This is a genomic window from Secundilactobacillus paracollinoides (assembly GCF_001702155.1).
GTDB classification, from domain to species: Bacteria; Bacillota; Bacilli; order Lactobacillales; family Lactobacillaceae; genus Secundilactobacillus; species Secundilactobacillus paracollinoides.
Window position 1 is genome coordinate 1,774,614 of record NZ_CP014912.1, and the last position, 25,854, is coordinate 1,800,467.

Here is a 25,854-nt window from a genome sequence, read left to right on the forward strand (position 1 = left end):
ACTTAGTAAGCGTATCAAATGAGGAGGAATTTTTTTGAAACGAAAGAATGGACATCATTTCTATATGAAGGTCGGACTACTGGGATTGCTAGGGCTGGGTATTGGCGTTAGCGGCCACACCTTAGCCCACGCCGACACGTACGTGAAGGAATCCAGTATGACGCCCACGACATACGTTAAAAAGAGTACCGCCGGGGCGCCATGTACAATTTATCGATCAGTAGCTCAACGGTCACTTTTAGCAGTAAGACCCACTACTTATCGAACTATCCCAACACGACTTGGGAAGCAACTAAGAAACTTTACGAGAAAAAATCAGACGGCGTTACATACCTGTACTACTACGTGACCAGCAAGTCTGGGAAGGTCAGTGGTTGGATCTGGAACGGGTACCTTAAAGCTGGTGCCAGTTATGCCACAGTTTATGGCGTGGCTAAAAGTGAACTGGGAAAGTCGTATAGCTATGGGGCAACTGGCCCATCATCATTTGACTGTTCTGGCTTGACCCAGTACGTATATGAAAAGGCAGCTGACAAGACGCTGCCACGGACCGCACAGTCACAGTACAACACGTACACTCACGTCTCGAAGGCGAACTTAGAGAAGGGTGATCTCGCCTTCTTCGGGACAAGTACCGGCAGCATTACCCACGTCGGGATGTATATCGGCAGCGGTAAAATGTTGGATGCGCAAGACGATGGTGTGATCACAGAAGCGATTTCGGCACCATGGTGGCACGTGGTCGGTTACGCTCGACCAGAAACGTTAGCCCAATAATTGATTTGGATAAGGATGCATTGGTTAAACGATATCGCGATATGACTCACACGCGCCCTATCGTTTAACATAGAGGAAGGATATGATTTTTGTGAGTGAGACAGGTAACCGCCTCGGTGGTCATCGACTGATCATCTGGCTCTTTACAGCAATTTTAGTGGTGTTCGGGAGCTTGAGCATTGCCACGAAGCCGGCCAAAGCCGCCGTTGGCAGTTCGATTCCCGATCTCTCAGAGTGGCAGGGGAAACTAACCGCTACCGAAGTTCAGAATTTGAAGAAAACAGTGCCGTACGTCATCCTACGGGTTCAATACGGGAGCGACTACAAGGACAAAGACTTTGCAACAACCGCAGCCTTATGTAAGAAATACGGGTTGGAATATGGGGTCTACTCATTTAGCCAGTACTCGAGCACCTCAGATGCCAAGACTGAAGCAAAGGACCTCTACAACCGCGCCCCTGACGCTGACTTCTACGTGAACGACTACGAAGATCAGACCGTCACAAGTGGGACCACCAACAGCGCTACCGCAGCTTGGTACACTGAATTACGGTCATTGGCGCCACACAAACGGATCCTGTTTTATTCCTACAACAGTTTTGCGACTGAATACGCCAACACTGCCATGACCAAGTACGATGGTTACTGGTTGGCCGCTTACCAATCAAGCGAACCAACCATCAGCCATGATCTTTGGCAATACACCGATTCATGGGCTTCAAGTGCATTGGGTCAAAACGTTGATGCAAGTAAGGAACACAAGCGTAACAAGAGTTGGTTCCTGTCATCACGGGCAATCAGCTACAACAAGACCGTCAAGATCACAAAGTCTGGCTATGACATTTGGAAGTCATTAGTATTTACATCAAATGCTGGTACAGCCACGGTCGGTAACACGTACACGGCGAAGTACTACTATAACCACTACAACGGGCGGAAATATTACTCACTGTACTCAAACGGCAAGTGGGTCGGCTACATCAATGCCAACGCCGCTACTGTCACAGACTAATTGAAAGAAGGGCTATCAATGTTACGCAAACAAAAACTAATTACGGCGGTTGCCACTCTGGCAATCTGTGTCGGTGCCGGGGTCGGCTTATCTAAGGCCGCCTCACTGATCAGTGTTCAGGGGGATTCCGCAACCAGTACCACTCAGTTATCAGTCCCAACCAAGGTCGATTCTGATGGGTCAACGGCAAAGGCCAGTTCTGTCAGTGGGACTAACGCCAACGCGAAGGTGACATACAAGACAACGGATGACAACGATACGACAGCAACCTATCAGCAACAGACAAAGTCTTCTACTGATAAGGCAGCGTCGGACGTTTCAGCTGCTACGCACGGTGGGCAAGCGGTGACCTTGTCAAACGGTACAAAAGCCGAAGAACAGGGCGTTATGGGCCACGTGATCCTCAACTGGAAGCAGGGCGATTGGACGGTGACCACGGTGACCGACACCTCAACCTTAGCGCATTCCGCGCCATCAACGGTGGCATCAACGGTGTCAAACCAATTGAAGAAGAATAACATTACCAACCAGGATGTCGATAAGGGTGCTGTCACGGTATACGATACCGCGCAGGATTCACAGGCAAACCAGATCAGTTGGCAAAATAATAAGAAGGTCTCTACGGTTTCAAGTCAAACTTCGGACACGGCTTTGCAGATTGCTAAGAGTGCTTTGAAGGGAGATAAGTAGAGAGTGGAAGGAAGCGGTTAGAGACCAGAGTGTAAGAGCGATTAGTGAGAAATCCCGGGTTTGGATTTGTCACTAATCGCTCTTACGCGGCCGGTCTCTGCTTCCTGGAACTCGTTTCGGCTACGTGGCCTAGAAAGACAAGCTTGTAAAGCCTATCTCTCAAGGACCATAGTAAGTATGTTAATTACACAGCCAATTTTTTCCAACGTAACTATAAAGCGCCCCCAACTTAAAATCCTGATTTGGATTTTAGTTGAGGGCGTTTTTGTGTTCTAGTTTACTGAGTGCAATTGGCGACGAGCTTTAATACCACATTGTAAAAACGTGTTCAGCAAGGTCAGAGGGCTACTGTGTAAGCAACTCTGGTCAAAAAAGTCAGACTTGGGATCCATTTTCACTTTACTTAGTGCCACTGGCGACGAGCTTTCATGTCATATTGCCGAAACGTGTTCAGCAAGGTAGAGGGCTCCTGCATAAGCCAACTCTGGCAAAAATGCCAGACTTGGGGTCCATTTTCACTTTACTTAGTGCCACTGGCGACGAGCTTTCATGTCACATTGCCGAAACGTGTTCAGCAAGGCAAGGGGCTAACGTGTAACGAACTCTGACCAAAAAGTCAAGCCCAGACTTTTCGGTCAGAGTTCGTTACACACCGCCCCTAACCCGCCTTGCTTCACACTCTAAAAAACACCCCCACCAGATCATGCAAAACCTGACAGGGGTGCTATACTGGTCACCCGTTTTCTAGACGGGCAACATGCTTGATGAATTACGAGTTTAATAGTAATTCGGACTTCATTATATAAAATTATTGCGAGCCTGTCCATGTTTTTACCCAATTGTAACCGGGCTTTAAAATCGCTGAAACGTGTTAGCAACAGGGTGTTACTTTATTTTTTGATATTTAATTCCGCTGTTTATTGCTTTGGCTCTGCCCGCTGGACTGTTACTTTAACTTTGGCAACACAGACTTCTTTAAAAAGATCACTAATTGATCATATTGTTCTTGGTCTTTAGGTGTTGGAAACTGCGTTAGGTCAATTGTTGGCACCTTCAGCTCTTCCCTCAGTCTTGTCACAAACGCTTTTCGGGTCATAAAGTCTGTGTCGCCTTTATGCTCACCAATCGAATAGAATTGCATGTTAATTGTCTCTTTTCATTTAAAGGATTACTACACCGGCCATTGTTGCCAATCATAAGCCCACAATACCGCCATTGTACCGGCGCCCACGTGAACGCCCAGTACGGGTCCCAAGATGGATTCGTCGATCACCATGTCCGGGAAACTAGCGTGTAGATCTGTGACCCACTGTTGTTGGCGCTCGGCGTTGTCGGCGTTGATCACGGTGAACCGTAGCGGCACCTTGCTTGTTTCATAAGCGTTGGCAACTTTTTTCTTAATGGCATTATATGCGCGCCGCATCGTGTGTTCACGCTCGATGGCGACAATTTGACCGTCTTCGTTAAACGTCAGGATCGGTTTCACCCGCAACAGGTTCCCCACCAGACTTGAGGCGTTTGAAAGGCGTCCCGTATGAACGAGGTGTGACAGGTCGTCCACGACAAAGTAGGCGTCAATGGTATCGCGAAACTTGGTCAGCGCGGCGATAATTTCTTCCGGCGTCTTTCCAGCTTCAACCAAACGAGCGGCCAGTAACGCTAAGTTAGCTTCGCCAGCTGATGCGATCATTGAATCAAACGGGTACACCTTGATGTTCGTGACACTCGGCACGAACTGTTCAAGATTGTTGAAGAAGGTAGTGATACCGGATGATAGGTGGATACTGATGACAGCGTCGTACCCTTCATCGGCCAACTGGTCGTACATGTCCTGCATTTGCCCGAGGGTGATCTGTGATGTTGACGGCATGATGGGGTCTGCAGCCATGCGCTTATAAAATTCTGCGGTTGTGATGTCAACGTTATCAAGGAAGGTCTGCTTGCCAAAGATGACGGTGATGGGCATCACGTGGATGTTGTATTTCTTGACGTCCTCGAAATCAAGGTACGTTGCTGAATCGGTTACCACTGCAATTTTCATGGGTTGAGCACCCTCCGAAATTTCCTAGTTTTAGTGATACGTTAGTGTCAAAATGTGTATTTTGCGTAAAAAACTAGTTCCAGTTTAACGAACCGAGGTAGAAAATTCAATTAAGTTGTCGACGGGCATACCGAAATTGTGAACACTTGTCAAAAAAATTGGTAATCGTTAAGGGCTTTCACTAACGGCCGTTGAATATGACATGTTATAATAACTGTAATATTTTTAACGGTTGTTTATTAACGCGCAGATTGGCTAAGTGGGGTGGATGTATGATGAGCAGTGCCCATAACGGAATGCTAAGCATTAGTGATAATCAACAGTTGCTGCTTGATCATAAGCCGCAACTCATTTACTGTGCCAGTCAGTTTAAACATGTTGATCTGAGTCTGGCCCAGGCCCAGGCAATCATTGATTATGCAACAACTGAGGCCTTTAATCAAAACGATATTGACGTGTTATTACATTTGGTGGATGCCTTTCGTTTTATCCTGATCAACACCAACACCTTTACGTTTCGAACGATTCAGCGCATCAATCAGCTTGTCGTGGGTCCCGGTGTGGCTGGCGCTGGTAAGTTGCGAACTGCTACGATCCGTCATTTGGCACCGAGGAGTCAATGGGTACCACCGATTCCGGACCAAACGGAACGTGAGACGTACCTGATTGAACTGTTGACCAGCCGGCAACCGGTGACGGACCAAGCGATTGACCTGTTTTTAGATATTTGTCGGCTCCAGTATTTTGTGTCAGGTAATCAGCGGACTGCTTTGTTTGCGGCGAACAACCTGTTGCTCAGTCAAGGCGCCGGTGTGCTGACGATTCCGGCTGACGAACACGATGTTTTTCGGGAGCTGTTGGATGCCTTTTGTTTGAGCGGGGATGATGAGATGGTGAAGCAGTGGTTGTATGAATTTGGATTGGTGAATTGAATTGGTGATTGTATAAGTGCGAGTATGTATGGGTCGGCTGCCTTGAATTAGGGCTGGCTCTTTTTTTGTGTTAAAGGCGATTGTATGCTAGTTGATATGTACTACGGATGGGTAGTGTGATGGAGGTAGTGAGCTTTTGATGCACTTTTCTTTTTTGATTTCCGAAAGGACCCGTTTGGCATGGTGTTCTACTTTTATCTAGCCGAAACGTGCGACACGGGGCAAGGAGTTGCACCTAGTGGACTTCGCCCGCAAAAGCCAAGCCCCGGCTTTTACGGGTAAAGTCCACTAGGCTCCACTCCTTAACCGCCCCTGGTTCTGCACTCTGTTTTCTATTCTATCTTTTCTAAAGCCCCGCTATGCATGGTGTTCTACTTTTATCTAGTCGAAACGTGCGACACGGGGCAAAGGGTTGCACCTAGCCAACTTCGACAGCAAAGGCCAAGGGCGGGCCTTTGCTGTCAAAGTCAGCTAGGCTCCACCCTTTAACCGCCCCTGGTTCTGCACTCTACTCTAAAAAAGCATCCCTCCCCGATCCATGCAAAGAAAGGGGTGGGATGCTTTGGGTGTAAATCTGGTTTCCGAGCAGATTCACGGGCTTGATGAATTACCTTGTTTCGGTAAATCGTATATATTATATGGTGGTTCGAGAACTTTGTCTAGTCATTTCAGGAAAAAAGTTCTTAAATTTTGGCGGGTCAATAGTCGAAATGAGCGCGGAAACCACGCCATTTTTGGCGGGTTTGCTTGGAGGTTTGATTGTAGAGGATCGTGTTTCTTGTCACCGTCGCTGGACGCAGTTTGTTCAGGTTTTCGTGCAGGTTTGGCACCCTGTTATCTGTCCCATCGCCAAACAAGGACACCCGAAGTCGGCTCACTGAACCCGTTGCATCCTGCCAACCATACCGCAGTCGTGTCAGGTGACGCTGCGTTGGGTTGATCACCAGCACGTCCCAGGCTGAGTCAGAAGGGGTTGCGTGCGCCCCGTGGGCTGACTTCCTGCGGTCCGGCGCATCGCAAGTTGTGGTGATCCAGTTGATACCGTCATCATCCGCCCAATCGTCGACATGGGTGTGGCCGTTCATGACGCTGATGATTTGTGCGTGATGACGGATAATCGTTTGATAGACCTGAACGTAAGCACCCTGTTGATTGTTCGCAAACCAGTCGTAGGTCCAAAAACGACCAACCGCGTTATCGGTCACGGCTGAGCGGATGCTGTCGTGCGTGAAAATAATGACTTGTTCATTTGGTTCTAAATCTGCCATGGTCTGGCTAAACCAGTCTGCCTGTGCCTGTTGAATCCGGGAACGACTATGACGGATGTTTTGTAAGATTCCTGTCCAGTGAAGGCCAGTTGGCGCCTCAACGTAATCACGCTTAAAATAGCCCTCTGAGGACGAATCGGGGATATCAAACGTATCTAATAGGATCAAACTGACTGGGCTGTGAGGTACCCGGTATTTGCCGTAGAAGGCAGGCTCGCTTGTTTGTGGCCGAATTTGGCTGGCAGAAGCATGACGATTTCGTAAATTGGATGCTGCAACGTTTGAGAGCACCTGGTCAACGCGGTAGCCGTTTTCGTATCGGGCAAATCCGGAGTTGTCATCGTGGTTGCCCTGGGTGATGAAGAATGGGGTGTCACTGGTTTTGAGTGCAGTAACTGCCCGGTCGATGTCTAAAATCGTGCGATCGAGCGTTTGAACGCCATCGTTGAGGTCACCGTTAGCAACCAGGGCATCCAGTCCGTAGTTTTTGGCGAAATAACTTAGTGCCTTAAGGTCATGCAATGTGTTAGCGGATTGCGCGGTGTTGTAGCTATCAAGATGGGTGTCATTGATCAGGCCAATGACAACGGTGTCTGAAGCAGCAACCTGGGCAATTTTGGCGGCTAACTGATCGAACCCGGTTTTTTCATCGGTGGTGGGTACTAAGGATTGACGCGGGTCTTCAGTAGTTGTGATGGTTTCTGGATGCGTGTAAGTCCAGGGCTCAATTAAACGGGTCACGCCTTTCGACCCGGTCTTTTCGCGACCCCAATACTCGGCTATTCCTGCAACGTAGCGGATAAAGGGGACATACCCGTTACCACCCTCAGCATGCGAAATTTCTAGCCAGCCATGGTGAGCAGTGCGGTATTTGGCGACATATGGGAGCGTCGCACCACGTTTAAAGGTTCGGCTGACTGGCGCATTGAAATCAGGTGCGCTGTGTTCGGCAAGGGTCTTACGAGTCACTCGAAATAGTCCGTTCATTGCGTATCGATGGCCGACAACAGGCGTTTGATTTGGCACCTGCGAGACAGTGGGGTCACTGTCGGCACCAAACACGGTGTTGGTTGTCAGATCAGCCGTTGGCAGATAAGTCCCCTCAGTTGTCTTGACGTATCGGTAGTGACCAGTGGTGACGTGGTCAACGTAGTGCACAAGTGTGCCGGCCGGCAACGTTTGCGGTGGGGTGGCCAACGCGGTCCATTCCGGCGCGGTGCGGATCATCAGCGATTGCGCCAGAATAAAGGTGTGGTCGTCTGGATAGGGCGTGTGCCCACCGTGGTTGTGTTGGTTAAAGGGTTGGTCGCTCATTTCATCGGTCCTTTGCGTGTGATTTAAGGCCCAATATAGCGCGTTTCGATTAGGTTGTCTAGAAGACCGTACAAAAAAACGACATATAAAATAGCAACACTAATCCCCTGCAAACATCTCCAGAGTAGGCGCTGGTGCACGTTATCCACGTTCCATCTGAAACGCTTCAGCGTGATAGCCAAAAAAGGTGCGGGAATCAAACATCGATTCCCGCACCAGACCGTTGAAAGTCATCCTAGTTATTTAATTAGGATCAAATATAAACTATAGGGTCAACCACTGTGATTAATGATTAACCGCATTAAACGCCAAGGCAAAGTTCCCAACCGTTGCGGATCCGTTATGTTCCACGAGTGGCATTGTCAGATAATCAGCCAGCTCGCCAACATCGAGGTACCCATTCATCAAGGTCTTAAATTGGTCACGTACTTTATCCAAAAATGCCTCACTCATGACGCCACCGCCAAAAACGATTTTAGCAGGACGCATGACCAAAGTGGTCTGCAAGGCTGCTTGGGCAATGTAGTAGGCCATAATATCCCACACGTGGTCGGTCAGTGGCACATCGGCACCCTTGTTGCCGGTCCGCGCTTCAAAGGTTGGTCCGGCAACAAGGCCTTCGAGACAGTCGCCGTGGTAGGGGCAAATTCCTTTAAAGTCGAGGTCATCAGGATGGCGCTTCAACCGCACATGGCCCATTTCCGGATGTCCAAGTTCGCCGACAAACTTCCCGTCGATCACGGTTCCCGCCCCGACGCCGGTACCAATCGTATAGTAGGTCAGTGAATCGATTCGCTCGTTATATAGAACGGACATCACGTATTCACCATAGGCCGAGCCGTTCACGTCGGTCGTCCAAACAATTGGCAGATCAAAGTCCTGTTTGAGTCTGCCCAAGAAGTCGACATTGGACCAGTTGGGTTTGGGGGTTGCCGTAATGAACCCATATTTTGGCGCATTTTTACGAATTTCAATGGGGCCAAACGACGCAATTGAAATGGCCTTTAAGTCCGGAAACTGTTTAAAGTAATCGACCGTCTGTTGCAAAGTTTCCACCGGCGTTGTGGTTGGAAATTGCACCTGATCTTCAATTTGATAATTTTCGTTGCCCACAGCACAGACAAACTTTGTGCCATCGGCTTCGATGCTTCCTAGGCGCATCGGTGCCACCACCCTTGCTTGTATTTTTGGAACCGTTTTCGTTACCACTATCATAGCATGTCTTCTAAGAAATCAGGGTGTAAATTAACGGTTTAAATATGACCTTAACGCTGATTTAGCGCTGTAGACGGGCAATGTAATCGATTGTATTTTTGAACTCGTTTTAGCGCGACACCCATAGCGTACGCGAGAGGACTCCGCTATAATCAAAGCAAATGGGACATGAGAAGGTGGGTGACATAATGGCTGACAACAAGAAGGTCACAATTCGTGAGCTGGCCAAAAGGGCGGGCGTTTCTGAAGCAACCGTCTCTAGGGCGCTCAACGATAGTCCGCGGGTCAAACCAGCAACGAAGCACAAAATTCAGCAGTTAGCTAAGACACTGGGCTACCGTCCTAATTTGCTAGCGCGTAGTATGCGAACCAACCAGTCGAAAACGATTGGCGTCATCATTTCCAATATTGCGAATCCCTTTTTCACCGCAGTTGTTCGTGCCATTGAGGATGAGGCCGCGACGCTGAACTACCGAACCATCGTCATCAATACGGATGAGAACCCGGGCACTGAACGACAGGCCATTGAGATGCTGCAGGGCTACATGGTCAGCAGGTTTATTATCGCTAGTACCCGTCGCGGTGTGGATTATCATCTACTATTGGGTCGAACACCGGCCATTTTTATTGATCGTTTGCCGAACAATAATGGCGACTACGATACGCTGTTGGTCAATAATGCGGATGGCGCAAAACAGGTCGTTAATGCGTTAATTGCGCAGGGGGCTACCCGAATCGGCGTCATTTCCAGCAGCGTCTCCACGGCGGGTCAGGAACGATTGGCCGGGTACCGGATGGCGCTGCAGGAAAATCGCATTGCGGTCGACGAGAATATTATTAAATGCAGTGACGTCCAAATGAGACGGGTGCGACGGTACACCAGCAATCTACTGATCAATCAGGCCTGTGATGGGCTGTTTACGGCAGACAACGAAATTTTTTTAGCCGCTATGGCGGAAATTACGGCGAGGAATTTAACTGGCCTCAAATTAGGCACGTTCGACAATGCACCATGGTTTGACTTCTTAGCGCTTCCGGTGACTGCTGTTCAACAGCCTACTGTGGAAATGGGCACCCGGGCTGTTCAGCGCTTGGTTGCCCGAATTAACGGGTCAGATAAGTTGGATGAACCCGAGCTGATTCGTTTGTCAGTTAAATTAGTGAAACGTAACTGAAAAACGGTCTTTCCAATGTTAAAAGATTCAAATAGAACCAGCATGTCGTTATGTTCCACCATCCGGCCCCACTACACGGCCTTCCCAAATTGCGGAATGAAACGGCCTGCTACCTAATAAAGGAAAGGCTCTTAAAAAAGCAACGCCTCGATTCACCAACCAGTGGAATCGAGGCGTTGCTTTGCTTTAATATCTAACACACAAGATTAAGCCTGCTTCGTCAGCGGCGCCTTCACAAGGGAAGCGGCCGTGTCTTGAGCAGTGAAAAGGGTGACCTGGTGGCTCAGTGCCTTGGCAGCGAGCTGTTTAGAAGTCGGCGTCTCGTCTTCAGTTGCGAGGACGAAGGCGACGTTATCTGGCCAGTCTTGGTCAAGCTGGTAGACGGTGTGCGGATAGCCGCTGTCTTCCAATCCAGCCATCAACTCCGTGTTTTCAGCATCGTGCGCACTGACCAGAATGGGGCCCGTGACACTGCTGTCGAAGTGGTAGCTGTCAAAGAAGGCCTTGTGCAGCGCCTCATCCAACGTTTTACCGTGACCGAGGTCTTCACCGGTGGATTTCATTTCAGGGCTTAAGGCTGTCGGCGCGTCAGGCAGTTTGGCAAACGAGAAGACGGGTGCCTTGACGTAGACCTGGTCGGGTTCGGGGTACAATCCCGGTTCCAGATCAAGGTCTGCCAGCGATTTGCCAACGATCAACTGGGTTGCGAGTTGTGCCAGGTGCAAATGGGTAATCTTACTCATAAACGGCACGGTCCGTGATGCCCGCGGGTTCACGTCGATGACGTAAGGTTTGTCCGCCATAATAAACTGAATGTTCATCATGCCGACACAGTGAACGGCGGTGCCGATTTCCGTGGCAATTTTAACGATTTCGGCCTTCTGAGCGTCGTTTAAATGCTGTGGCGGATACATGGCAATCGAATCGCCGGAGTGCACGCCAGCGCCTTCCAAATGTTCCATGATGCCCGGAATGAAGACGTCCTTACCATCGCTCAAGATATCGACTTCACATTCGATTCCCGTAATGTCCTTGTCGACCAAAATGGGTTCGCCATGACTGTTCTTGAGGGCGGGAACCAGATAGTCATCGAGTTCTTCTTGAGTGTGGACTACGGCCATGCCCTTGCCGCCAAGGACAAAGCTCGGCCGTACTAAAACGGGGTAGCCCAGGTTGTCGGCAATGGCGTGCGCGTCGTCTAAACTGAGCGCCGTGTCGCCGGCTGGATGGTCGATGCCTTTTTCAATCAAAAGTTGTTCGAAATCGTGACGGTTTTCCGTCATTTCGATACCTTTCATGGAAGTGCCAAGAATCTTAACACCCTTGTCGACCAACTGTTGGGTGAGGTTGATGGCCGTTTGACCACCGAATTGCACGATCACGCCCATTGGCTTTTCCAAATTGATAACGTTCATGACGCTATCAATGGTCAGGGGTTCAAAGTACAACTTGTCAGAAATTGAGAAGTCCGTTGAAACCGTCTCGGGGTTGTTGTTAATAATAATGGCGTTGTAACCAGCGGCCTGAATGGCCTTTACAGAGTGGACGGTTGTGTAGTCAAATTCCACACCCTGGCCAATTCTGATGGGGCCAGCACCGATAACCACAATACTGTTGCCCAGCGGTTCGCTTTCGTTCTCGTCGCCGATGGTGCTGTAGAAGTACGGTGTGGCGCTGTCAAATTCGGCGGCACAGGTGTCGACCATCTTGTAAACGATCTTTTGATCGGCCATTTCATGGAGCTGTGCCAACTCGTGGTCGGTGATTTCCCGCACGGCCTTGATCATGGTATCGCTGAAGCCCAGCTTAGCAGCCCGCGTCAGCAGGTCAGCCGTCAGCATCCGCGTCATCAGCCGCTTTTGCATGTCCATAATGTGGGCGAGCTTTGATAGGAAGAATTCGTCGATCAGGGTGGCATCGTGCAGTTGCTCGATCGTGGCGCCCTTAGCGATGGCGGCGAAGAGTTCAAATAACCGAATGTCGGTGTCAGTGCCAACTGTGGCGAGGAACTCTTCAAGTGATTTGCCCTGAGCATCCTCTGGCAGCAAGGTGTTTTGCATGTTGGCGTTCAATTCTAGGGATTGGACGGCCTTTAAGAGCGACTCTTCGATGTTGGTCCCAATGGCCATGACTTCACCAGTGGCCTTCATTTGGGTGCCCAGAACCCGGTCGGCGTTGTAGAATTTATCAAACACAAAACGGGGGATCTTAGCCACCACGTAGTCCAGTGTTGGTTCAAACATGGCGTAGGTCGTTTGGGTGATCGGGTTGATGATCTCATCAAGGTTCAAGCCAACGGCAATTTTTGCGGCAATCTTAGCGATCGGATAACCCGTGGCCTTTGACGCAAGGGCAGATGACCGGCTAACACGCGGGTTCACTTCAATGACGAAATAGTGCTTGCTGTTCGGATCTTGAGCGAGCTGAACGTTACAGCCACCCTCGATCTTTAACGCGTTAACGATGGTCAGTGAAGCATCCCGTAACCGTTGATATTCCCGGTCTGTCAGCGTTTGCGTTGGAGCAAACACAATGGAGTCGCCAGTGTGGACACCGACAGGATCGAAGTTTTCCATCCCCGTAACGATGATGGATGAGCCGTTGTGGTCACGCATCACTTCAAATTCAATTTCTTTGTAGCCGGCGATGCTCTTTTCAATGAGGCATTCTGTTTCGGGTGACATGGTCAGCCCACGAGTCAAAATGGTGGTCATTTCATCGTCGTCCTTGGCGATCCCGCCGCCGGTTCCGCCAAGCGTGTATGCTGGCCGAATAATAACTGGGTAGCCGATCTCATGGGCGAAATCTAACCCGGATTGTAAGTCGTAGACGGTGAGCGATGCTGGAATCGGTTGGTTTAATTCGTGCATCAGGTCTTTGAATTCTTCCCGGTCTTCAGCTTGGTTGATGGTGTGCAGGTTCGTGCCCAACAACTCAATGTTCAGGTCGTCTAATACCCCGGTCTTAGCGAGTTCAACGGCCAGGTTAAGCCCAGTCTGACCACCTAAAGTTGGCAGGATGGCGTCTGGTTGTTCCTTCTTAAGAATCTCAGTGACACTGGCAACCGTCAGCGGTTCGAGGTAAACCTTATCAGCTGTCTCGTCATCGGTCATAATGGTGGCGGGGTTGGAGTTGATCAGGACCGTTTCGTAGCCCTCTTCCTTTAAGCTTAAACAAGCCTGGCTGCCAGCATAGTCAAATTCAGCGGCTTGGCCGATAACGATTGGACCAGAGCCCAAGATCACAATTTTTTTAATATCAGTTCTTTTTGGCATTATTTCGTCTCCCCGTTAGTGTGCGCGTTCATCAGATCAATGAATTGGTTAAACAAGCGATTTGCTTCGTGAGGGCCAGGTGCGGCTTCCGGATGGTACTGAACGGAAAACACTGGTCGTCCCGGATATCGCAGGCCTTCGCAGGTCTTATCATTGATCTCAACGGCGGTCACTTCTAACGGGGTGTCGTTAACGGAGTCGACGTCAACGGCATAACCGTGGTTCTGAGAGGTAATCACAACTTCATTGGTCAGTAGGTTCTTGACTGGGTGGTTGATGCCCCGGTGACCGAAGACCATTTTATAGGTCCGAGCACCGTTTGCCAGTCCTAATAATTGGTGGCCAAGGCAGATACCAAACAGCGGGTAGTGGTCCTGTAACTCACGGATAACGGGCAGAAAGGCCTCGTAGTCCTCGGGGTCGCCAGGGCCGTTGGACAGCAGCACACCAGTTGGGTGTAACTGTTCAATGTCCTTAAAACTTGCGTCTGGGGTAACGATGGTGACGTTGCAGCCCAGTTTTTGCAAGGAGTTGACGATGTTTGACTTGACCCCGAAGTCGACAAGGACAACGTGGTCAGGATGTTCGTCTTGGGGCGTCGTGAAGGTGGCCGATTTAACAACCTGTTCAACGGACTGGCTCGTGTTGAGCTGACTGTCAGCGAGTGGCTGGTTGGTTAAACTGGCCTTCATGGTCCCATGTTTGCGGATGATCTTGGTCAATTTCCGCGTATCGATTCCCGTAATCCCTGGAACGCCAGCCTTATCAAGGAAGTCGTTCAGGCTCATCACGCTTTGGTAATGAAAAACCGTTGATGCAAGTTCATGCATGACAACGGCCGATGCGGCCACTGCGGGTGATTGATTCGCATTTAGCGAAATACCGTAGTTGCCGATTAGGGGATAGGTAAATGTAATGATCTGGTTGGTATATGATGGGTCGGTGAGGGTCTCTTGGTAGCCGGTCATACTTGTTGTAAAGACCAGTTCGCCCTTGATTTCCTTGCACAGGGCACCGCAAGCATTCCCTACGAACACGTCGCCATTCTCAAGTGTTAGATATTTTTTCATTTAATAGCCTCCTGAATTTCCGCCTCACGGGACAGTGTTAATTGCTTTTTGTATAAGATAAGAGAATTATGAGAAGATGTCAAGCTCGTCTATACATAAAATTAGCTAAATATAGATTAATATACAATTTTTAGCTAAAATACGCATTTATATAAAACGTCTTTCATCATTCTCTCATGTCACAAAAAGGGTGGTGCGAGAAACTGGTAACCGTTTCAAACAGTGTGGCTATTACATTCATGAAAATTCAAATATTTACGAAAACGTGTATACATAACTAAATATATGCATAAATCGTATATACAAAAATTTTTTTGTGAATATTGGCCATCTAACGGTCACTTGATCCCAGATCATCAATTAGTTTAAAGGGAAATCGTGAACATTACTAGGGTAAATTACGACATTGTTTAATAAATTAGTGACTATTTTGACGTAAAACGATTTAATTAATCGTATTTTGTAATCATTTTTGTGAATTTTAATTTTCGAGTTTTATTTACAGATAAATCGCCATTGATATCTATTAGGCTTGATAGCGGATTCGATTAGGGTTGAAAGATCGTTGTATCAGATTGTTGCGTAGTTGATGCTCATTCAACTGGTTAAGCCAGCAGGATAATTGTGCTGGATAATGCACAATAGAAAACACTAAACGGGATAGCTATGAATGAAAAATGTATAATAACTAACAATCACTCATAAGATTGCAGACCTACTTTTGGATCATCTGGTGTGATGAATGTTTCAACATACAGTCACGTCAGCGTAGTGGCACCGGGCGGAAGCAATCATCAATGTAAGAAACTTCAACATAATGTAGGGAATCGAGTAGGAGGTAATTGATTAATTCAATTACCGACCTCTCACACCACCGTACGTACGGTTCCGTATACGGCGGTTCAATAATTTAAGCACTTTGTATTGACTGGAGTGTCTTGCTCATATTGATGAGTCCAAGGCGTTCCAGTCTTTTGTTTGTCAGAGTATAGGTCAATGTCTTGCTATGCGCAGTTCGCCAATAACCCTTACGGGTATTGGCCATTGTATAAGCACTGGTGCCAGAAAGCCCCAGTTTTACAAGATGATTGACCTTTGTTTTGAGCTTCTTCCACTGTTTCCAAATATACTGGCGAATCCTTGCTCGCAACCATTCGTCTAAGTGACGGATAAAATTGGTCATTTTCCCGACCGAATAGTACTGTAACCACCCACGCATCTTTTGATGAATCTCGTTAAACACCAGGTTTAACGAAACGCCCCGATTGCGCTTGGTCATTTTCCTGAGTGCAGACTTGATGCGTTGCTTGGCCTGCCAAGCAGGTCGCGCATACGCACCTCCTCGACCAACCCCCAAGGAAAATCCCAGGAACTTGGCCCGCAGAGGCGAACTTACTGATGTCTTGTCCTCATTGACGGTGACCTTTAGGTCGCCTTCAAGAAAGCGAGTAACATTAGTCAGAACCCGTTCTCCAGCACGTTTGCTTCGGACATAAATATTACAATCGTCCGCATAGCGGACAAACTTATGACCTCTGGAAGTTAACAGCTTATCCAGTTCGTTGAGATAAATGTTAGCCAAAAGTGGCGATAAGGGGCCACCTTGAGGGGTGCCTTTATCACTTCGTTCAAATAGACCACCATTCATGACACCGCTGGTTAGGAAGCGACGAATGAGATGCAGTATCCATGGATCCGTAATATACTGCTCAATAAATTTAATAAGCAGATCGTGGTTGACCGTATCGAAGTATGCTTTTAAATCGAGATCCACGACATAGTGATAGCCCTGATTGTAGAACTGAACCACTCTATCAATGGCATCTTTAGCACTTCGATTCGGTCGGAACCCAAAACTATTATCTGAGAAGACACGCTCAAATGTTGGCACCATGACTTGCGCCATGGCTTGTTGAACAAGTCGGTCAATCACAGTTGGTATTCCGAGCTTGCGTTTACCACCATTAGGTTTGGGAATTTCAACCCGCTTAACGGGACGAGGCCGATAGGTCTCGTTTTGTAAAGCTTGCAGTAATTCCTGTTTATGTTTCCTCAAGTAGGGCAACAGTTCGTCAACGGTCATTCCGTCTAGTCCTGCTGCACCTTTGTTTCTGCAGACGCGAAGATAAGCCTCGTTCAGGTTATTTCGGTCTAAGACTAACTCTTGAAACTTAGTGCCGTTCATCATCGTATTTTCACCAGAGTCAGTGCTACGCACCCCGACTTGTTCTTGGGCTTCCAGTCCTACTGTCCGCCGGCGGTCAGCTTTTTCTGTATTCTGCGGTTGTTGCACTGTCTCCACCTCCAATATCAATGATGACCTATTATTGTTCAGCCCTTCGTGGCAGATACCACTACTATGGCCTCGGCTGACTCCTGTATCGTTCTGCACCACATCACTGCGATGTTTGTTCCTGTGGCGCTTAGCGCGCCTCTTGTCGGGAACGTACGATACAGGCCTCCCCGGGTAAGAACGCCCACTTTCGTACCATGTCATTGCCAGCTTTACTGCGATGGCCTCGAGTAGTATTGGACTTTGGTTTGTTTGGCAACCTCGTCCGACCAACACAGCCTTATAGCTGATTCTTGTACATCAATGCGGTACTTTGTCGCCGACTTCCTTCAGATTCCACCTCACGATGGACACCCTTGTCATTGACTTGCGGTTCCGACTACTACGGCCCGCAACGGACTTTCACCGTCTAGTTGGCGCCCATGCCGGGCGCACCAAAAAAAGCACTCAGAACAGCTGTCCTGAGTGCTTCCGTTAATTACGAGGTAGACTAATTAGTTGTTGCCCTGTAACTTTTCAGCTTCATCGTCAATAGTGGCGAAGCCTGACTTCGTTGACTTGGGCTTTGGGTGCTTTGCACGCTCTTCCTCGGCTTTTTCGATCATAGCTTTACGTTCTTCTTTGCTCAATTTGTTTGACATATGATCACGCTCCCTTTTACTAATTAAAATGTTAGCGTTTTAACTAACACGTTCATCTTAGCACTCTTTTTGGAGATTGTTAAAAAAACATCCGGATAATCAAATGATTTACCATTTCGTAAGAAACGACCTACACTAGACCTGTTAGGAGGAATTCAAAATGGCAAAAACAGTAGATGAAACACAGTTTATTGATTATCAAATGAGTGACGCCTTTGATTGGAGCGACAGTGAGATGCCGGTCCGCGACGCCATTTGGGATTACCTGATGGAAAAGAACGGTCACGACACATTGAAGACAGAGGCCGATATGACCCCATTCATGACAATGGCTGAGACTGACGTTCGCGACTTTGTCGACAAGAATCTCAAGACCGTTTCCAGTAAGTAGGCCTTCTAATGTACCGCTTACCCAACCAATGAAACAGGGCTGAAAGGCACTGTCAAATAATAAAGCAGGCAACCAAACACTTTATTGCGTTTGGTTGCCTGTTTTTAGTTGGTGGCTAAGTGCTTGGCACCCTGATTAAAGATGTCGTCTAACTTATCATAATCGGTAAAGATATTAAACTTCTGGTTAGTCCGTTGGATCCAGCGCGGAATTGCGTTGACCCGGCCGATGAAGAAGCACTTATCTAATTCACTGATTTCAGTGCGTTGGTCGATCAGGCGTTCCACGAAGAAATCAAAGAAGGCACTCACAAATTCCGTGTCGTGTGCTTGGTACTGAATCATATTCTTTAGACTAGATCCCTTGATCTGCGCGAGCATTCGAAACGGGTGTTCATACAAGGTGCTCGTGTCGATGGCGTCCTGGTCCAAGACACCCTGAAAGACAGTTTCGAGCAGCTCATACTTGTCCGTGAAATGAACGTAGAAGGTTGAGCGGTTAATAAATGCGGCGGCCGCGATGTCGTTTACCGTGATCTTCGTAAATTGTTTTTGTTGCATCAATGCGTTAAACCCGTTAAACCCGTTGAGAATCATAGCCCGGGTGCGTTTTGTACGTAAGTCTGTCATAAGCGTTTCCCCACAATTTTAGATAGTGTCTATTAACACAATAACCTCTGATAATCGTGCATTGTCTTGTTAATCTATGGTGTTAGTATAGCAATATTCCAAAAATAAACAAGATATCGAGGCAATTAAAATGACAACAGTATTTATGACAGGTGCAACAGGTTACGTTGGCAGCAAGGCCGCAGCAGAATTAGTTGAAAAGGGCTATAACGTTCGGGCATTGACGCACTCTGATAAGGGTGCAGAAAAATTAACACAACAGGGCATCACTGCTGTTAAGGGTGACCTCGAAGATAACGCATTGTTAACAACTGAAGCCAAGAACGCGGATGCCGTTTTACACTTGGGCATGGGTGTCACTGAACACTACAACACGTTTGAAGGGATTTCTGACCTAGACAGCCAGAATATTCACGCCTTTGGTGATGGTGTGAAGGGGACCACGAAGCCCGTTATTGTGACTCACGGGACGGCGTCAATGATGCCTGGGCAGTTCTTTACGGAAAACGACCATGCGGATGCGGGCTTCCCAAGCCGGTCACCACGGCTTTCAGAAGTGGCTGCCCGCGAACTGTTAGCAGACGGCATCAACGCTTACGTTGTCCGGTTGGCACCGTCCGTTCATGGTGAAGGTGATGACGACCATGGGTTTATCCCGCAACTAGTTACCGAATCTCAGAAGCAGGGTTATGTCATCAACTACAACGGTGGTGAAAACCGCTGGACCGCTGTTAACGTACTGGATGCTGGTCATCTCTATGTGTTGGCCCTAGAATACGCTTTGAACGGCGATGACAACGACAAGAAGCTGCACTTTTTCAACGCCAACGATGAAGAACAGCTCAAGATGCGTGTGGTTGTCAAGAAGATCAGCGATGGCTTAAACATCCCCGTTAAGGAAGAACATGCTGATCCAGAAAAGCTGGACTTTTCACACCAGCTCTTTGCCATGGACATTCCAGCTTCAAGCAAGCTGACTCGTGAAACGCTGAAGTGGACACCAACCCATGATGATCTATTGACCGATATGGCACGGTATTTCAAGTAATTGCGACACTAGATTATATCAAAAAAGCGCCTCAAAATTCCGATTGGAGTTTCGGGGCGTTTTTTTGTATCCTGCAGTTAATGTGCAACCTTAATATCGACTAACCAGTTATCCTGGTTACTGCGGTTCTGTAAGTCATCAGTGGCCTTCAACAGGTCGTTGTTGCGCGCAATGATCCTTCCGGTTACAGGCGCCTTCAGCGTTTCAACGGCCTTGTCACCCTCGAGTTCGATCAGGTCATCGCCGGATTCAATCGCATCGTCAGGGTTTGAAAAATCCATGAACGACACGCCGCCAATGTCTTGGTAGGCAAACGGGGTCAGCCCCACGCGGACAACACCTGGTTGCAGTTCCTGGTACCAGACACCATCCTTTTCTTCGGGATCAAAGGCTGGCTGTTTCGACGTGGTACTGCCGCCAAATAGTGTTTTAATGCTGGTCATCAAACGCGTCCAAAATGAGGGTCTTGCTGCCATAGTTATCGCTCCATTCGTAAAAGATCTTATCTTGAGTATACCGAGTTTTCACAATAAAAGAAAGCGGTTATCATTGAGTGGCGAACAACGCAAAAAACCAGTAGAATAGAGATGAGACAGGAACGTCGGCTATTGGGCGACGCAACTCATGCTGCTATGTGAATTGTCAGCCGCCTAAAACTCAAAATAAAGGGGAACACTGCTATGTTCTTAATTGATACTAGTCGCGATGGCAAGCCGATCTACGACCCCATTGTGAACCAATCCTTAGATAACTATTTGATCAATGATTTAAAACTGCCCGGTCACGGGTTGATCATGTACATTAACGACCCATCCGTCATTGTCGGTGTGAACCAGAATATCTTTGCGGAAGTCAACGTACCGTATCTGCGGGCGAACAACGTTGCGTTAGTGCGCCGATCCTCTGGTGGCGGCGCCGTTTACCATGACCGCGGTAATTTGATTTTTGAAAATATCGTGGTGGGTGATACGGATGATGGCGCAAAGTGGGGCGACTACAAAGTCTTTGCTGATCCCATTTTGGACGCTTTGCACGCCCTTGGCGCCAACGATGCTGAGCTCCGTGGTCACAGTGACCTGGTTGTCAACGACCACAAGTTCACTGGGATGACGATGGTTAAATCCGGTGATGCGTTTGCTGCCGGCGGGACGTTGATGTTTGATATGAATCTCGACGCTGCCAGTCAGGCGTTGCACCCGGTGGAAGACCGGATCAACGGTAAGTGGGTCAAGTCAAACCGCAGCAATATCGAAAACATCAAGTCCCATTTGGCGCCTGAATATCAATCGTTGACGCCGGACGACTTTCGCGAGCAGCTCTTACTAAAATTGTTCAACGTTGACAAGCTGACAGACATTGAAACGTACCACCTGACCGATAAGGACTGGGCCGTTATTGACCAGCGTTTGGCAGAAAAGTACAATACCACGGATTGGAACTACGGTGAAAATCCAGGCTTTAACCGCTATCGGTTTGTGGCACTGGAACAGGGCGACCTGGGTGTCAACATGATGGTTGAAGGCAGTTTGATCACTAAGGTAGCCGTTTATGGGACCGCCTTGGATGAAAAAATTGCGCACAAACTGGAAGGCCAGTTAACGGACACCAGTGTGAACTTGGCAGAACTACAGAATAAGTTAAGCAAGCGGTGGCTGAAGAAGGCCATCGGTGAAGACGGCATTGCCGTATTAGCAAAAGAATTGTCGATTGAGCGACAGTAAAGGAAGTTTAACTAGTTGAAGGCAAAGTACAAGGTTGAAGAATATATCGGCGTGCCCGTGGAGCAGGACCAAAGCGGCCACTACGTCATTAAGGATAAGGATTTTTCGCTGCACTCGTGGCGAACTGGACGGCATACAAAAGGCAAGTTTAAACAGCTGGGTCAGGTCTTTTTGACCGAAAACAGTTTGATGGTCGCGGTCATTGACATGAAACCTGTGGCGTATAAGGACCGCCATGAGATTACGCCAATGGCGCGGTTTACTAGTGAAGTGGTTTCGGAGGAGATGTTGGCATTGGGAAGGACCAAGTTATAGAGAGTGGACGGTTTGTAGGTAACCAGTCCGTTCCATTCCGCAATTTGGCACTCCGCCATAGTGGCTCGCGATGAAGCTAATTCAGCTGTCGCGGTGCGCCATCTGAATGGATCTTCATCGTCTCGCACATCAGTAACCGACCACAGTACGGTCGCTAACTGATGTCGACACCATGGCTCCGTGCCAAATTGCTCCATTCCACTGACAATGAACGACGATATCAAACTAGTTAAGGATTGAAAGACAGTCAAAGGCCAGTTGGTAGAGAATCCGCCCTCGACTGTTAGCATATCCATTAACTGGCTTGCTTCATATGATGCTCAAGTGAACAGTAATGATGACCTAGCTTCTTTCGTACCGCATACGTAGACTGGTAGTACATGTTGATTTTTACCAGGATGTAGCTTAGAGGAGCCGTTCGGCATTGCAGCCGAAGCGACCCCACCTCAGCCTGCAGGGCCAAACGGCGTAACGAAGCGACACGTCAACACTATTTAACTCACCAGACAGTTAAAAGATTCAAACCACAACAAAAAAGGCGTCATCCAAAACTGGATGGCCCCTTTTTTTAATATAAACAGGTTTACTTCTTCACCTCAACCGCAGAAACAGTTGGCAGCCCATCCACAAAGTTCAAATAGGCCGCTTCCTCGTCAGTTTCAGTAACATCAGTCGTTTTAACGGTCACATTAGCGTGGTGTAGATCAGCCTCGTCAACATCAATGACGTGCGTTTGAGTGGCGTTACCGATTAAATCAATGTAGTACCGGTCAGCGTCCTTGTGCACCTTAGTTTTAACCATGCCGCCGGGATTGTAAACGGTAATTGGGTCGTCAAAATGGCCGAGGTTCGGGTGGACCATCGCGAAAGCCAGTGAAGTGGCTGACATACCGGTGCCACAGGCGTTGGTAAAGCCAACACCACGTTCAAAGGTTCGGACAAAGAGTTGGTTAGGCCCGAGAATCTGCGCAAAGCTAACGTTGACGCCATCCGTAAAGTATTCGTTTGGCTTGTTCAACATGGTTCCTAATTTCCCAAGGTCATCGTTGTTGATCTCTTCTTCATCAACAAAACTGATGAGGTGTGGATTGGGCACTGCGATGGCCGTGAAGTTCAGACCAGGTAAGAAGGCCGGCACTGGCGAGTCGATCAGCGGCTGGTCGCCCAAGTTTTCAAATGGAAAGGCACTTGGATTAAAACGCACCGGTGAAATTTCAACACTAAAGGCGGGGACGTTGGCTGCTAAGTCGCTTTGTCGACTGACCTGCAGATCCGCTTGTAACGTTTCGACCTTGAATTGGTTGGTGTGATGTTTTTCAGCGAGATATCGGGAAACGGTTCGCAGACCGTTGCCGCACATGGAGGCTTCGCTGCCGTCTGCGTTGATCACACGCATTTGACCCAGAACGTTGTCGTGGGTCGACTCATCAACGACTAGCACGCCATCGGCACCATTCAGGATGCCGGTCGCAGGATCGGTGACCTGTTGTGCGAGAGCGGTCAACTCTGCGTCATTTAATTTTTCAGAAAGGGTGGTTTGGTCGAGTAGAAAAAAATGGTTTTCAGAACCATGCACCTTGCGTAATTGCACCATGTAGAAGTCTCCTTGTTGGGTTAAGTGAATTAATAGAATTGCAGTTATTGTATCAGGCTGGTTGTCAAAAGTCGCGTGGATTGACTAAAACTTAATCGTTCGCAACGGCGTGTTTGGTAAAAAACTCGTCATAGATGCATTTTACAGCTTCATCCGCATCAGCTTGACGCGTGCCCAGCATGATTGAAATGCGGGACGCCCCTTGATTGATCATGTGGACGCCAATATTGTGGGCGGCCAGCGGTTCGATAATGTGCTCTGTGACACCGATCTGGTTACGCATGCCTTCACCGACAATCATGATGATGGCGTAATCGTTGATCCATTCGATGGTGTCGGGATGCAACGCCTCTTGAATATCATGGCACATGGCGTGGATCGTTTCGGTGTCTAGCTGCGTCTTATCAAAAATAACAGTCAGGTCGTCGATTCCCGAGGGCATGTGTTCGTAGGAAACGTTGTATTTGTACAGCACCTGCAGAAGCTTGAGCGTAAAGCCGACTTCCTTGTTCAACAGGTAGCGGTGCAGGTAAAGTGCCGCAAAACGATTTGAGCTCGCCACGCCCGTAATGGTTTGGGTAGGTTCAAAGTCTTTCTCGGGCACAATCAGAGTTCCCGGTAAGTCTGGCTGGTTGGTGTTCTTGACGTTGATCGGAATCTGGCCTTCAATCGCGGGAATAATGGCTTCGTCGTGGAAGACGGAAAAACCAGCGTAGGAAAGTTCTCGCATTTCGCGATAGGTCATCCGAGAGATGGCTTGCGGATGCGCAATGATCTTAGGGTTAGCCGCATAAATGGCGTTCACATCGGTAAAGTTTTCGTACCGGTCAGCGTGAAGACCGCGGGCAATGATTGCCCCCGTGATATCGGAGCCACCGCGAGAGAAGGTGGCAATTTGGCCGTTCTTTGTAAAGCCAAAGAAACCAGGGAAAATTAATTTCTCATCCCCGTAACTCAAGCGGTCAAGGTTGTCGTAGGTTTCAGGCAAGACTGTTGCGTTGTTCGGTTCATCGCTGACAATGAGGCCGCATTCCTTCGGGTCGACAAAACGTGCCTTGATACCCAGGTTATTGAGCACGGTAGCCATAAGCCGGGCGTTGAGCCGCTCGCCATGAGCCTTGAAGGCGGCCATGAGATAGTCGTCGTTGGGGTAGATGTGGTGGGGTAAATTAACGATGGCCTCTTTGATCGGTGTCATTTCTTCAGCAGGCACGTTGAAGTACGTGCCGATGGCCTGATACCGCGCAGAAATTTGTGCCACGATCTCAGAGTAGTCCTTGTGCGCAATCGTTAATGTTGCATATTTGATTAAAAGGTCCGTCACCTTAATGTCGGTATCGTGACGTTTACCAGGAGCCGAGGTAACCACCACCTGGCGCGCTGGATCTGACTTAATGATATCAATTACCTTTTCAAACTGGGGGCCATCCGCAAGCGAACTCCCACCAAACTTAACGATCTTCACATCAATACACTCCTCAATTCGTAACACCTGAGTTCTCAGTTATCACTATTTGTTAATAATTAAATCGAATTCTAACTTTTTTTAAGTGGTTGTGCAACTGTCTTTATTTTAGTTTGCGGTTCAAAATGATTCGCTTAGATAGTAATAACTATTTTTATCATGTTATTTAAGTGACGTTTTTTATGAGAGTCCGTTGCATTCCGTAATTTGGCACTCCGCCATAGTAGCTCGCGATGAAGCTAATTCAGCTGTCGCGATGCGCCATCTGAATGGATCTCCATCGACTCGCACATCAGTAACCGACCAAGAAACGGTCGCTAACTGATGTCGACACCATGGCTCCGTGCCAAATTACTCCATTCCACTAACAATGAACGACGATATCAAACTAGTTAAGGATTGAAAGACAGTCAAAGCCAGTTGGTAGAGAATCCGCCCTCGACTGCAGGACAGTCATACGGAGCGACTCTTCGAATACTGAATAAGGGTAACCCTAATCCTTCGAAATAACGGGATTTATGCATAACATGAGGGCGAATAGACTGAATTGGACAGATGAATTTGCAAGTTTAAAGTAGCATTAACATACCATCAATCTTTGAGGACTCGCTCAAATTGACTACCTGACCAGTCAAGGGCGGATTCATATCAAACTGGGGTTAATGCTTTTTTGATATTCAATGACTTTATGCGAGAAGCACTCTGTAGCGTAACGGAACGGGGTGGCATTGCGGAATGGTGTGTCGATGGTTGTTAGCGAGGGTCCTTTCCTCGCTTATAACCATGGGAGACGGAGGAGATCCACTTTCGTTGACCGCCAGGGGCGGGCAATGAAAGTTAGCTCCGGAGCGACCCACACCATGGAGCAGGGCCACCCCGTGGAGTGAAGCGACAATAGAAAACAAACCCAAAAGGTTTGCGATTTCAAAGGATATTGGACAAAATATAAGCGCTTAATGTGAAAGATTGGTTAAAAGGGGGTTGACTA

Annotated in this window: 21 protein-coding genes; 9 read left to right on the forward strand and 12 right to left on the reverse strand. The window is 48.3% G+C overall.

Going from position 1 to position 25,854, the window contains the following annotated elements:
• Positions 1-201 precede the first annotated feature (201 nt).
• The 3 genes from AYR61_RS07505 (at position 202) to AYR61_RS07515 (ending at position 2,479) form a co-directional block, all read left to right on the forward strand.
• Positions 202-777 (forward strand): C40 family peptidase, encoded by a 576-nt coding sequence (locus AYR61_RS07505; RefSeq protein ID WP_191982230.1) that lies wholly within the window; start codon positions 202-204, stop codon positions 775-777.
• A gap of 91 nt (positions 778-868) precedes the next feature.
• Positions 869-1,789: a GH25 family lysozyme gene (locus AYR61_RS07510; protein ID WP_191982231.1), complete on the forward strand. Its 921-nt coding sequence runs from the start codon at positions 869-871 to the stop codon at positions 1,787-1,789.
• A gap of 18 nt (positions 1,790-1,807) precedes the next feature.
• Complete coding sequence (locus AYR61_RS07515) at positions 1,808-2,479, forward strand: hypothetical protein (RefSeq protein ID WP_083215519.1); 672 nt, start codon at positions 1,808-1,810, stop codon at positions 2,477-2,479.
• A 946-nt stretch (positions 2,480-3,425) separates the two neighbouring features.
• Here AYR61_RS07515 and AYR61_RS07520 read toward each other — a convergent pair.
• Positions 3,426-3,620 (reverse strand): hypothetical protein, encoded by a 195-nt coding sequence (locus AYR61_RS07520; protein ID WP_065902448.1) that lies wholly within the window; start codon positions 3,618-3,620, stop codon positions 3,426-3,428.
• Between the two features lie 30 nt (positions 3,621-3,650).
• Entirely contained in the window at positions 3,651-4,520 is an 870-nt protein-coding gene (locus tag AYR61_RS07525; protein ID WP_065902451.1) for a DegV family protein, read from the reverse strand.
• 296 nt (positions 4,521-4,816) lie between these two features.
• Here AYR61_RS07525 and AYR61_RS07530 point away from each other — a divergent pair, with 296 nt between their 5' ends.
• Positions 4,817-5,452: a Fic family protein gene (locus tag AYR61_RS07530; RefSeq protein WP_191982232.1), complete on the forward strand. Its 636-nt coding sequence runs from the start codon at positions 4,817-4,819 to the stop codon at positions 5,450-5,452.
• A gap of 698 nt (positions 5,453-6,150) precedes the next feature.
• On the opposite strand, the gene AYR61_RS07535 is transcribed toward AYR61_RS07530, so the two are convergent.
• On the reverse strand, positions 6,151-8,034 hold the full coding sequence (locus tag AYR61_RS07535) for a metallophosphoesterase family protein (RefSeq protein ID WP_065902455.1): 1,884 nt from the start codon (positions 8,032-8,034) through the stop codon (positions 6,151-6,153).
• Between the two features lie 285 nt (positions 8,035-8,319).
• On the reverse strand, positions 8,320-9,195 hold the full coding sequence (scrK, locus tag AYR61_RS07540) for a fructokinase ScrK (RefSeq protein WP_065902457.1): 876 nt from the start codon (positions 9,193-9,195) through the stop codon (positions 8,320-8,322).
• A 242-nt stretch (positions 9,196-9,437) separates the two neighbouring features.
• Between scrK and AYR61_RS07545 the strand changes: the two genes are divergently transcribed.
• Entirely contained in the window at positions 9,438-10,424 is a 987-nt protein-coding gene (locus AYR61_RS07545; RefSeq protein WP_054708056.1) for a LacI family DNA-binding transcriptional regulator, read from the forward strand.
• Between the two features lie 206 nt (positions 10,425-10,630).
• Here the strand turns inward: AYR61_RS07545 and carB are convergent, their stop codons facing one another.
• From carB to AYR61_RS15370, 4 genes are all read right to left on the reverse strand, one after another.
• Positions 10,631-13,699: a carbamoyl-phosphate synthase large subunit gene (gene carB / locus AYR61_RS07550; protein WP_065902459.1), complete on the reverse strand. Its 3,069-nt coding sequence runs from the start codon at positions 13,697-13,699 to the stop codon at positions 10,631-10,633.
• Positions 13,699-14,769 carry a carbamoyl phosphate synthase small subunit gene (locus tag AYR61_RS07555; protein WP_054708059.1) on the reverse strand — a complete coding sequence of 357 codons (1,071 nt, stop codon included), beginning with the start codon at positions 14,767-14,769 and terminating at the stop codon, positions 13,699-13,701. The genes carB and AYR61_RS07555 overlap by 1 nt, the downstream gene beginning before the upstream one ends.
• Before the next feature lie 910 nt (positions 14,770-15,679).
• Complete coding sequence (gene ltrA, locus AYR61_RS07560) at positions 15,680-17,062, reverse strand: group II intron reverse transcriptase/maturase (RefSeq protein ID WP_065900954.1); 1,383 nt, start codon at positions 17,060-17,062, stop codon at positions 15,680-15,682.
• A gap of 494 nt (positions 17,063-17,556) precedes the next feature.
• On the reverse strand, positions 17,557-17,703 hold the full coding sequence (locus AYR61_RS15370; RefSeq protein ID WP_169790392.1) for a hypothetical protein: 147 nt from the start codon (positions 17,701-17,703) through the stop codon (positions 17,557-17,559).
• Positions 17,704-17,863: 160 nt separating this feature from the next.
• On the opposite strand from AYR61_RS15370, the gene AYR61_RS07565 reads away from it, so the two are divergent.
• Entirely contained in the window at positions 17,864-18,094 is a 231-nt protein-coding gene (locus AYR61_RS07565; RefSeq protein ID WP_054708062.1) for a P8 family protein, read from the forward strand.
• A 104-nt stretch (positions 18,095-18,198) separates the two neighbouring features.
• Here AYR61_RS07565 and AYR61_RS07570 read toward each other — a convergent pair whose 3' ends face one another.
• Complete coding sequence (locus AYR61_RS07570; RefSeq protein WP_065902461.1) at positions 18,199-18,723, reverse strand: TetR/AcrR family transcriptional regulator; 525 nt, start codon at positions 18,721-18,723, stop codon at positions 18,199-18,201.
• Positions 18,724-18,853: 130 nt separating this feature from the next.
• On the opposite strand from AYR61_RS07570, the gene AYR61_RS07575 reads away from it, so the two are divergent.
• Complete coding sequence (locus AYR61_RS07575) at positions 18,854-19,771, forward strand: NAD-dependent epimerase/dehydratase family protein (protein WP_054708079.1); 918 nt, start codon at positions 18,854-18,856, stop codon at positions 19,769-19,771.
• A gap of 77 nt (positions 19,772-19,848) precedes the next feature.
• Here AYR61_RS07575 and AYR61_RS07580 read toward each other — a convergent pair whose 3' ends face one another.
• Entirely contained in the window at positions 19,849-20,247 is a 399-nt protein-coding gene (locus tag AYR61_RS07580) for a glycine cleavage system protein H (RefSeq protein WP_054708082.1), read from the reverse strand.
• Between the two features lie 204 nt (positions 20,248-20,451).
• Between AYR61_RS07580 and AYR61_RS07585 the strand changes: the two genes are divergently transcribed.
• Together AYR61_RS07585 and AYR61_RS07590 are read left to right on the forward strand one after the other, a co-directional pair.
• Positions 20,452-21,492 carry a lipoate--protein ligase gene (locus AYR61_RS07585; protein WP_054708085.1) on the forward strand — a complete coding sequence of 347 codons (1,041 nt, stop codon included), beginning with the start codon at positions 20,452-20,454 and terminating at the stop codon, positions 21,490-21,492.
• A 15-nt stretch (positions 21,493-21,507) separates the two neighbouring features.
• Positions 21,508-21,807 carry a DUF7671 family protein gene (locus AYR61_RS07590; RefSeq protein ID WP_054708089.1) on the forward strand — a complete coding sequence of 100 codons (300 nt, stop codon included), beginning with the start codon at positions 21,508-21,510 and terminating at the stop codon, positions 21,805-21,807.
• Positions 21,808-22,390: 583 nt separating this feature from the next.
• Here the strand turns inward: AYR61_RS07590 and dapF are convergent.
• On the reverse strand, positions 22,391-23,401 hold the full coding sequence (dapF, locus tag AYR61_RS07595; RefSeq protein WP_065902463.1) for a diaminopimelate epimerase: 1,011 nt from the start codon (positions 23,399-23,401) through the stop codon (positions 22,391-22,393).
• Positions 23,402-23,492: 91 nt separating this feature from the next.
• Positions 23,493-24,866, reverse strand: a complete 1,374-nt coding sequence (locus tag AYR61_RS07600) for an aspartate kinase (protein WP_054708098.1) — start codon at positions 24,864-24,866, stop codon at positions 23,493-23,495.
• Positions 24,867-25,854: the final 988 nt, after the last annotated feature.

Excerpts from the sequence above, each read along its gene's own strand:
- AYR61_RS07505 (WP_191982230.1), top strand. The coding sequence starts at position 202 with ATGTACAATTTATCGATCAGTAGCTCAACGGTCACTTTTAGCAGTAAG.
- AYR61_RS07515 (WP_083215519.1), top strand. The coding sequence starts at position 1,808 with ATGTTACGCAAACAAAAACTAATTACGGCGGTTGCCACTCTGGCAATC.
- AYR61_RS07520 (WP_065902448.1), bottom strand. The coding sequence starts at position 3,620 with ATGCAATTCTATTCGATTGGTGAGCATAAAGGCGACACAGACTTTATG.
- AYR61_RS07525 (WP_065902451.1), bottom strand. The coding sequence starts at position 4,520 with ATGAAAATTGCAGTGGTAACCGATTCAGCAACGTACCTTGATTTCGAG.
- AYR61_RS07530 (WP_191982232.1), top strand. The coding sequence starts at position 4,817 with ATGCTAAGCATTAGTGATAATCAACAGTTGCTGCTTGATCATAAGCCG.
- AYR61_RS07535 (WP_065902455.1), bottom strand. The coding sequence starts at position 8,034 with ATGAGCGACCAACCCTTTAACCAACACAACCACGGTGGGCACACGCCC.
- scrK (WP_065902457.1), bottom strand. The coding sequence starts at position 9,195 with ATGCGCCTAGGAAGCATCGAAGCCGATGGCACAAAGTTTGTCTGTGCT.
- AYR61_RS07545 (WP_054708056.1), top strand. The coding sequence starts at position 9,438 with ATGGCTGACAACAAGAAGGTCACAATTCGTGAGCTGGCCAAAAGGGCG.
- carB (WP_065902459.1), bottom strand. The coding sequence starts at position 13,699 with ATGCCAAAAAGAACTGATATTAAAAAAATTGTGATCTTGGGCTCTGGT.
- AYR61_RS07555 (WP_054708059.1), bottom strand. The coding sequence starts at position 14,769 with ATGAAAAAATATCTAACACTTGAGAATGGCGACGTGTTCGTAGGGAAT.
- AYR61_RS15370 (WP_169790392.1), bottom strand. The coding sequence starts at position 17,703 with ATGTCAAACAAATTGAGCAAAGAAGAACGTAAAGCTATGATCGAAAAA.
- AYR61_RS07565 (WP_054708062.1), top strand. The coding sequence starts at position 17,864 with ATGGCAAAAACAGTAGATGAAACACAGTTTATTGATTATCAAATGAGT.
- AYR61_RS07570 (WP_065902461.1), bottom strand. The coding sequence starts at position 18,723 with ATGACAGACTTACGTACAAAACGCACCCGGGCTATGATTCTCAACGGG.
- AYR61_RS07575 (WP_054708079.1), top strand. The coding sequence starts at position 18,854 with ATGACAACAGTATTTATGACAGGTGCAACAGGTTACGTTGGCAGCAAG.
- AYR61_RS07580 (WP_054708082.1), bottom strand. The coding sequence starts at position 20,247 with ATGGCAGCAAGACCCTCATTTTGGACGCGTTTGATGACCAGCATTAAA.
- AYR61_RS07585 (WP_054708085.1), top strand. The coding sequence starts at position 20,452 with ATGTTCTTAATTGATACTAGTCGCGATGGCAAGCCGATCTACGACCCC.
- dapF (WP_065902463.1), bottom strand. The coding sequence starts at position 23,401 with ATGGTGCAATTACGCAAGGTGCATGGTTCTGAAAACCATTTTTTTCTA.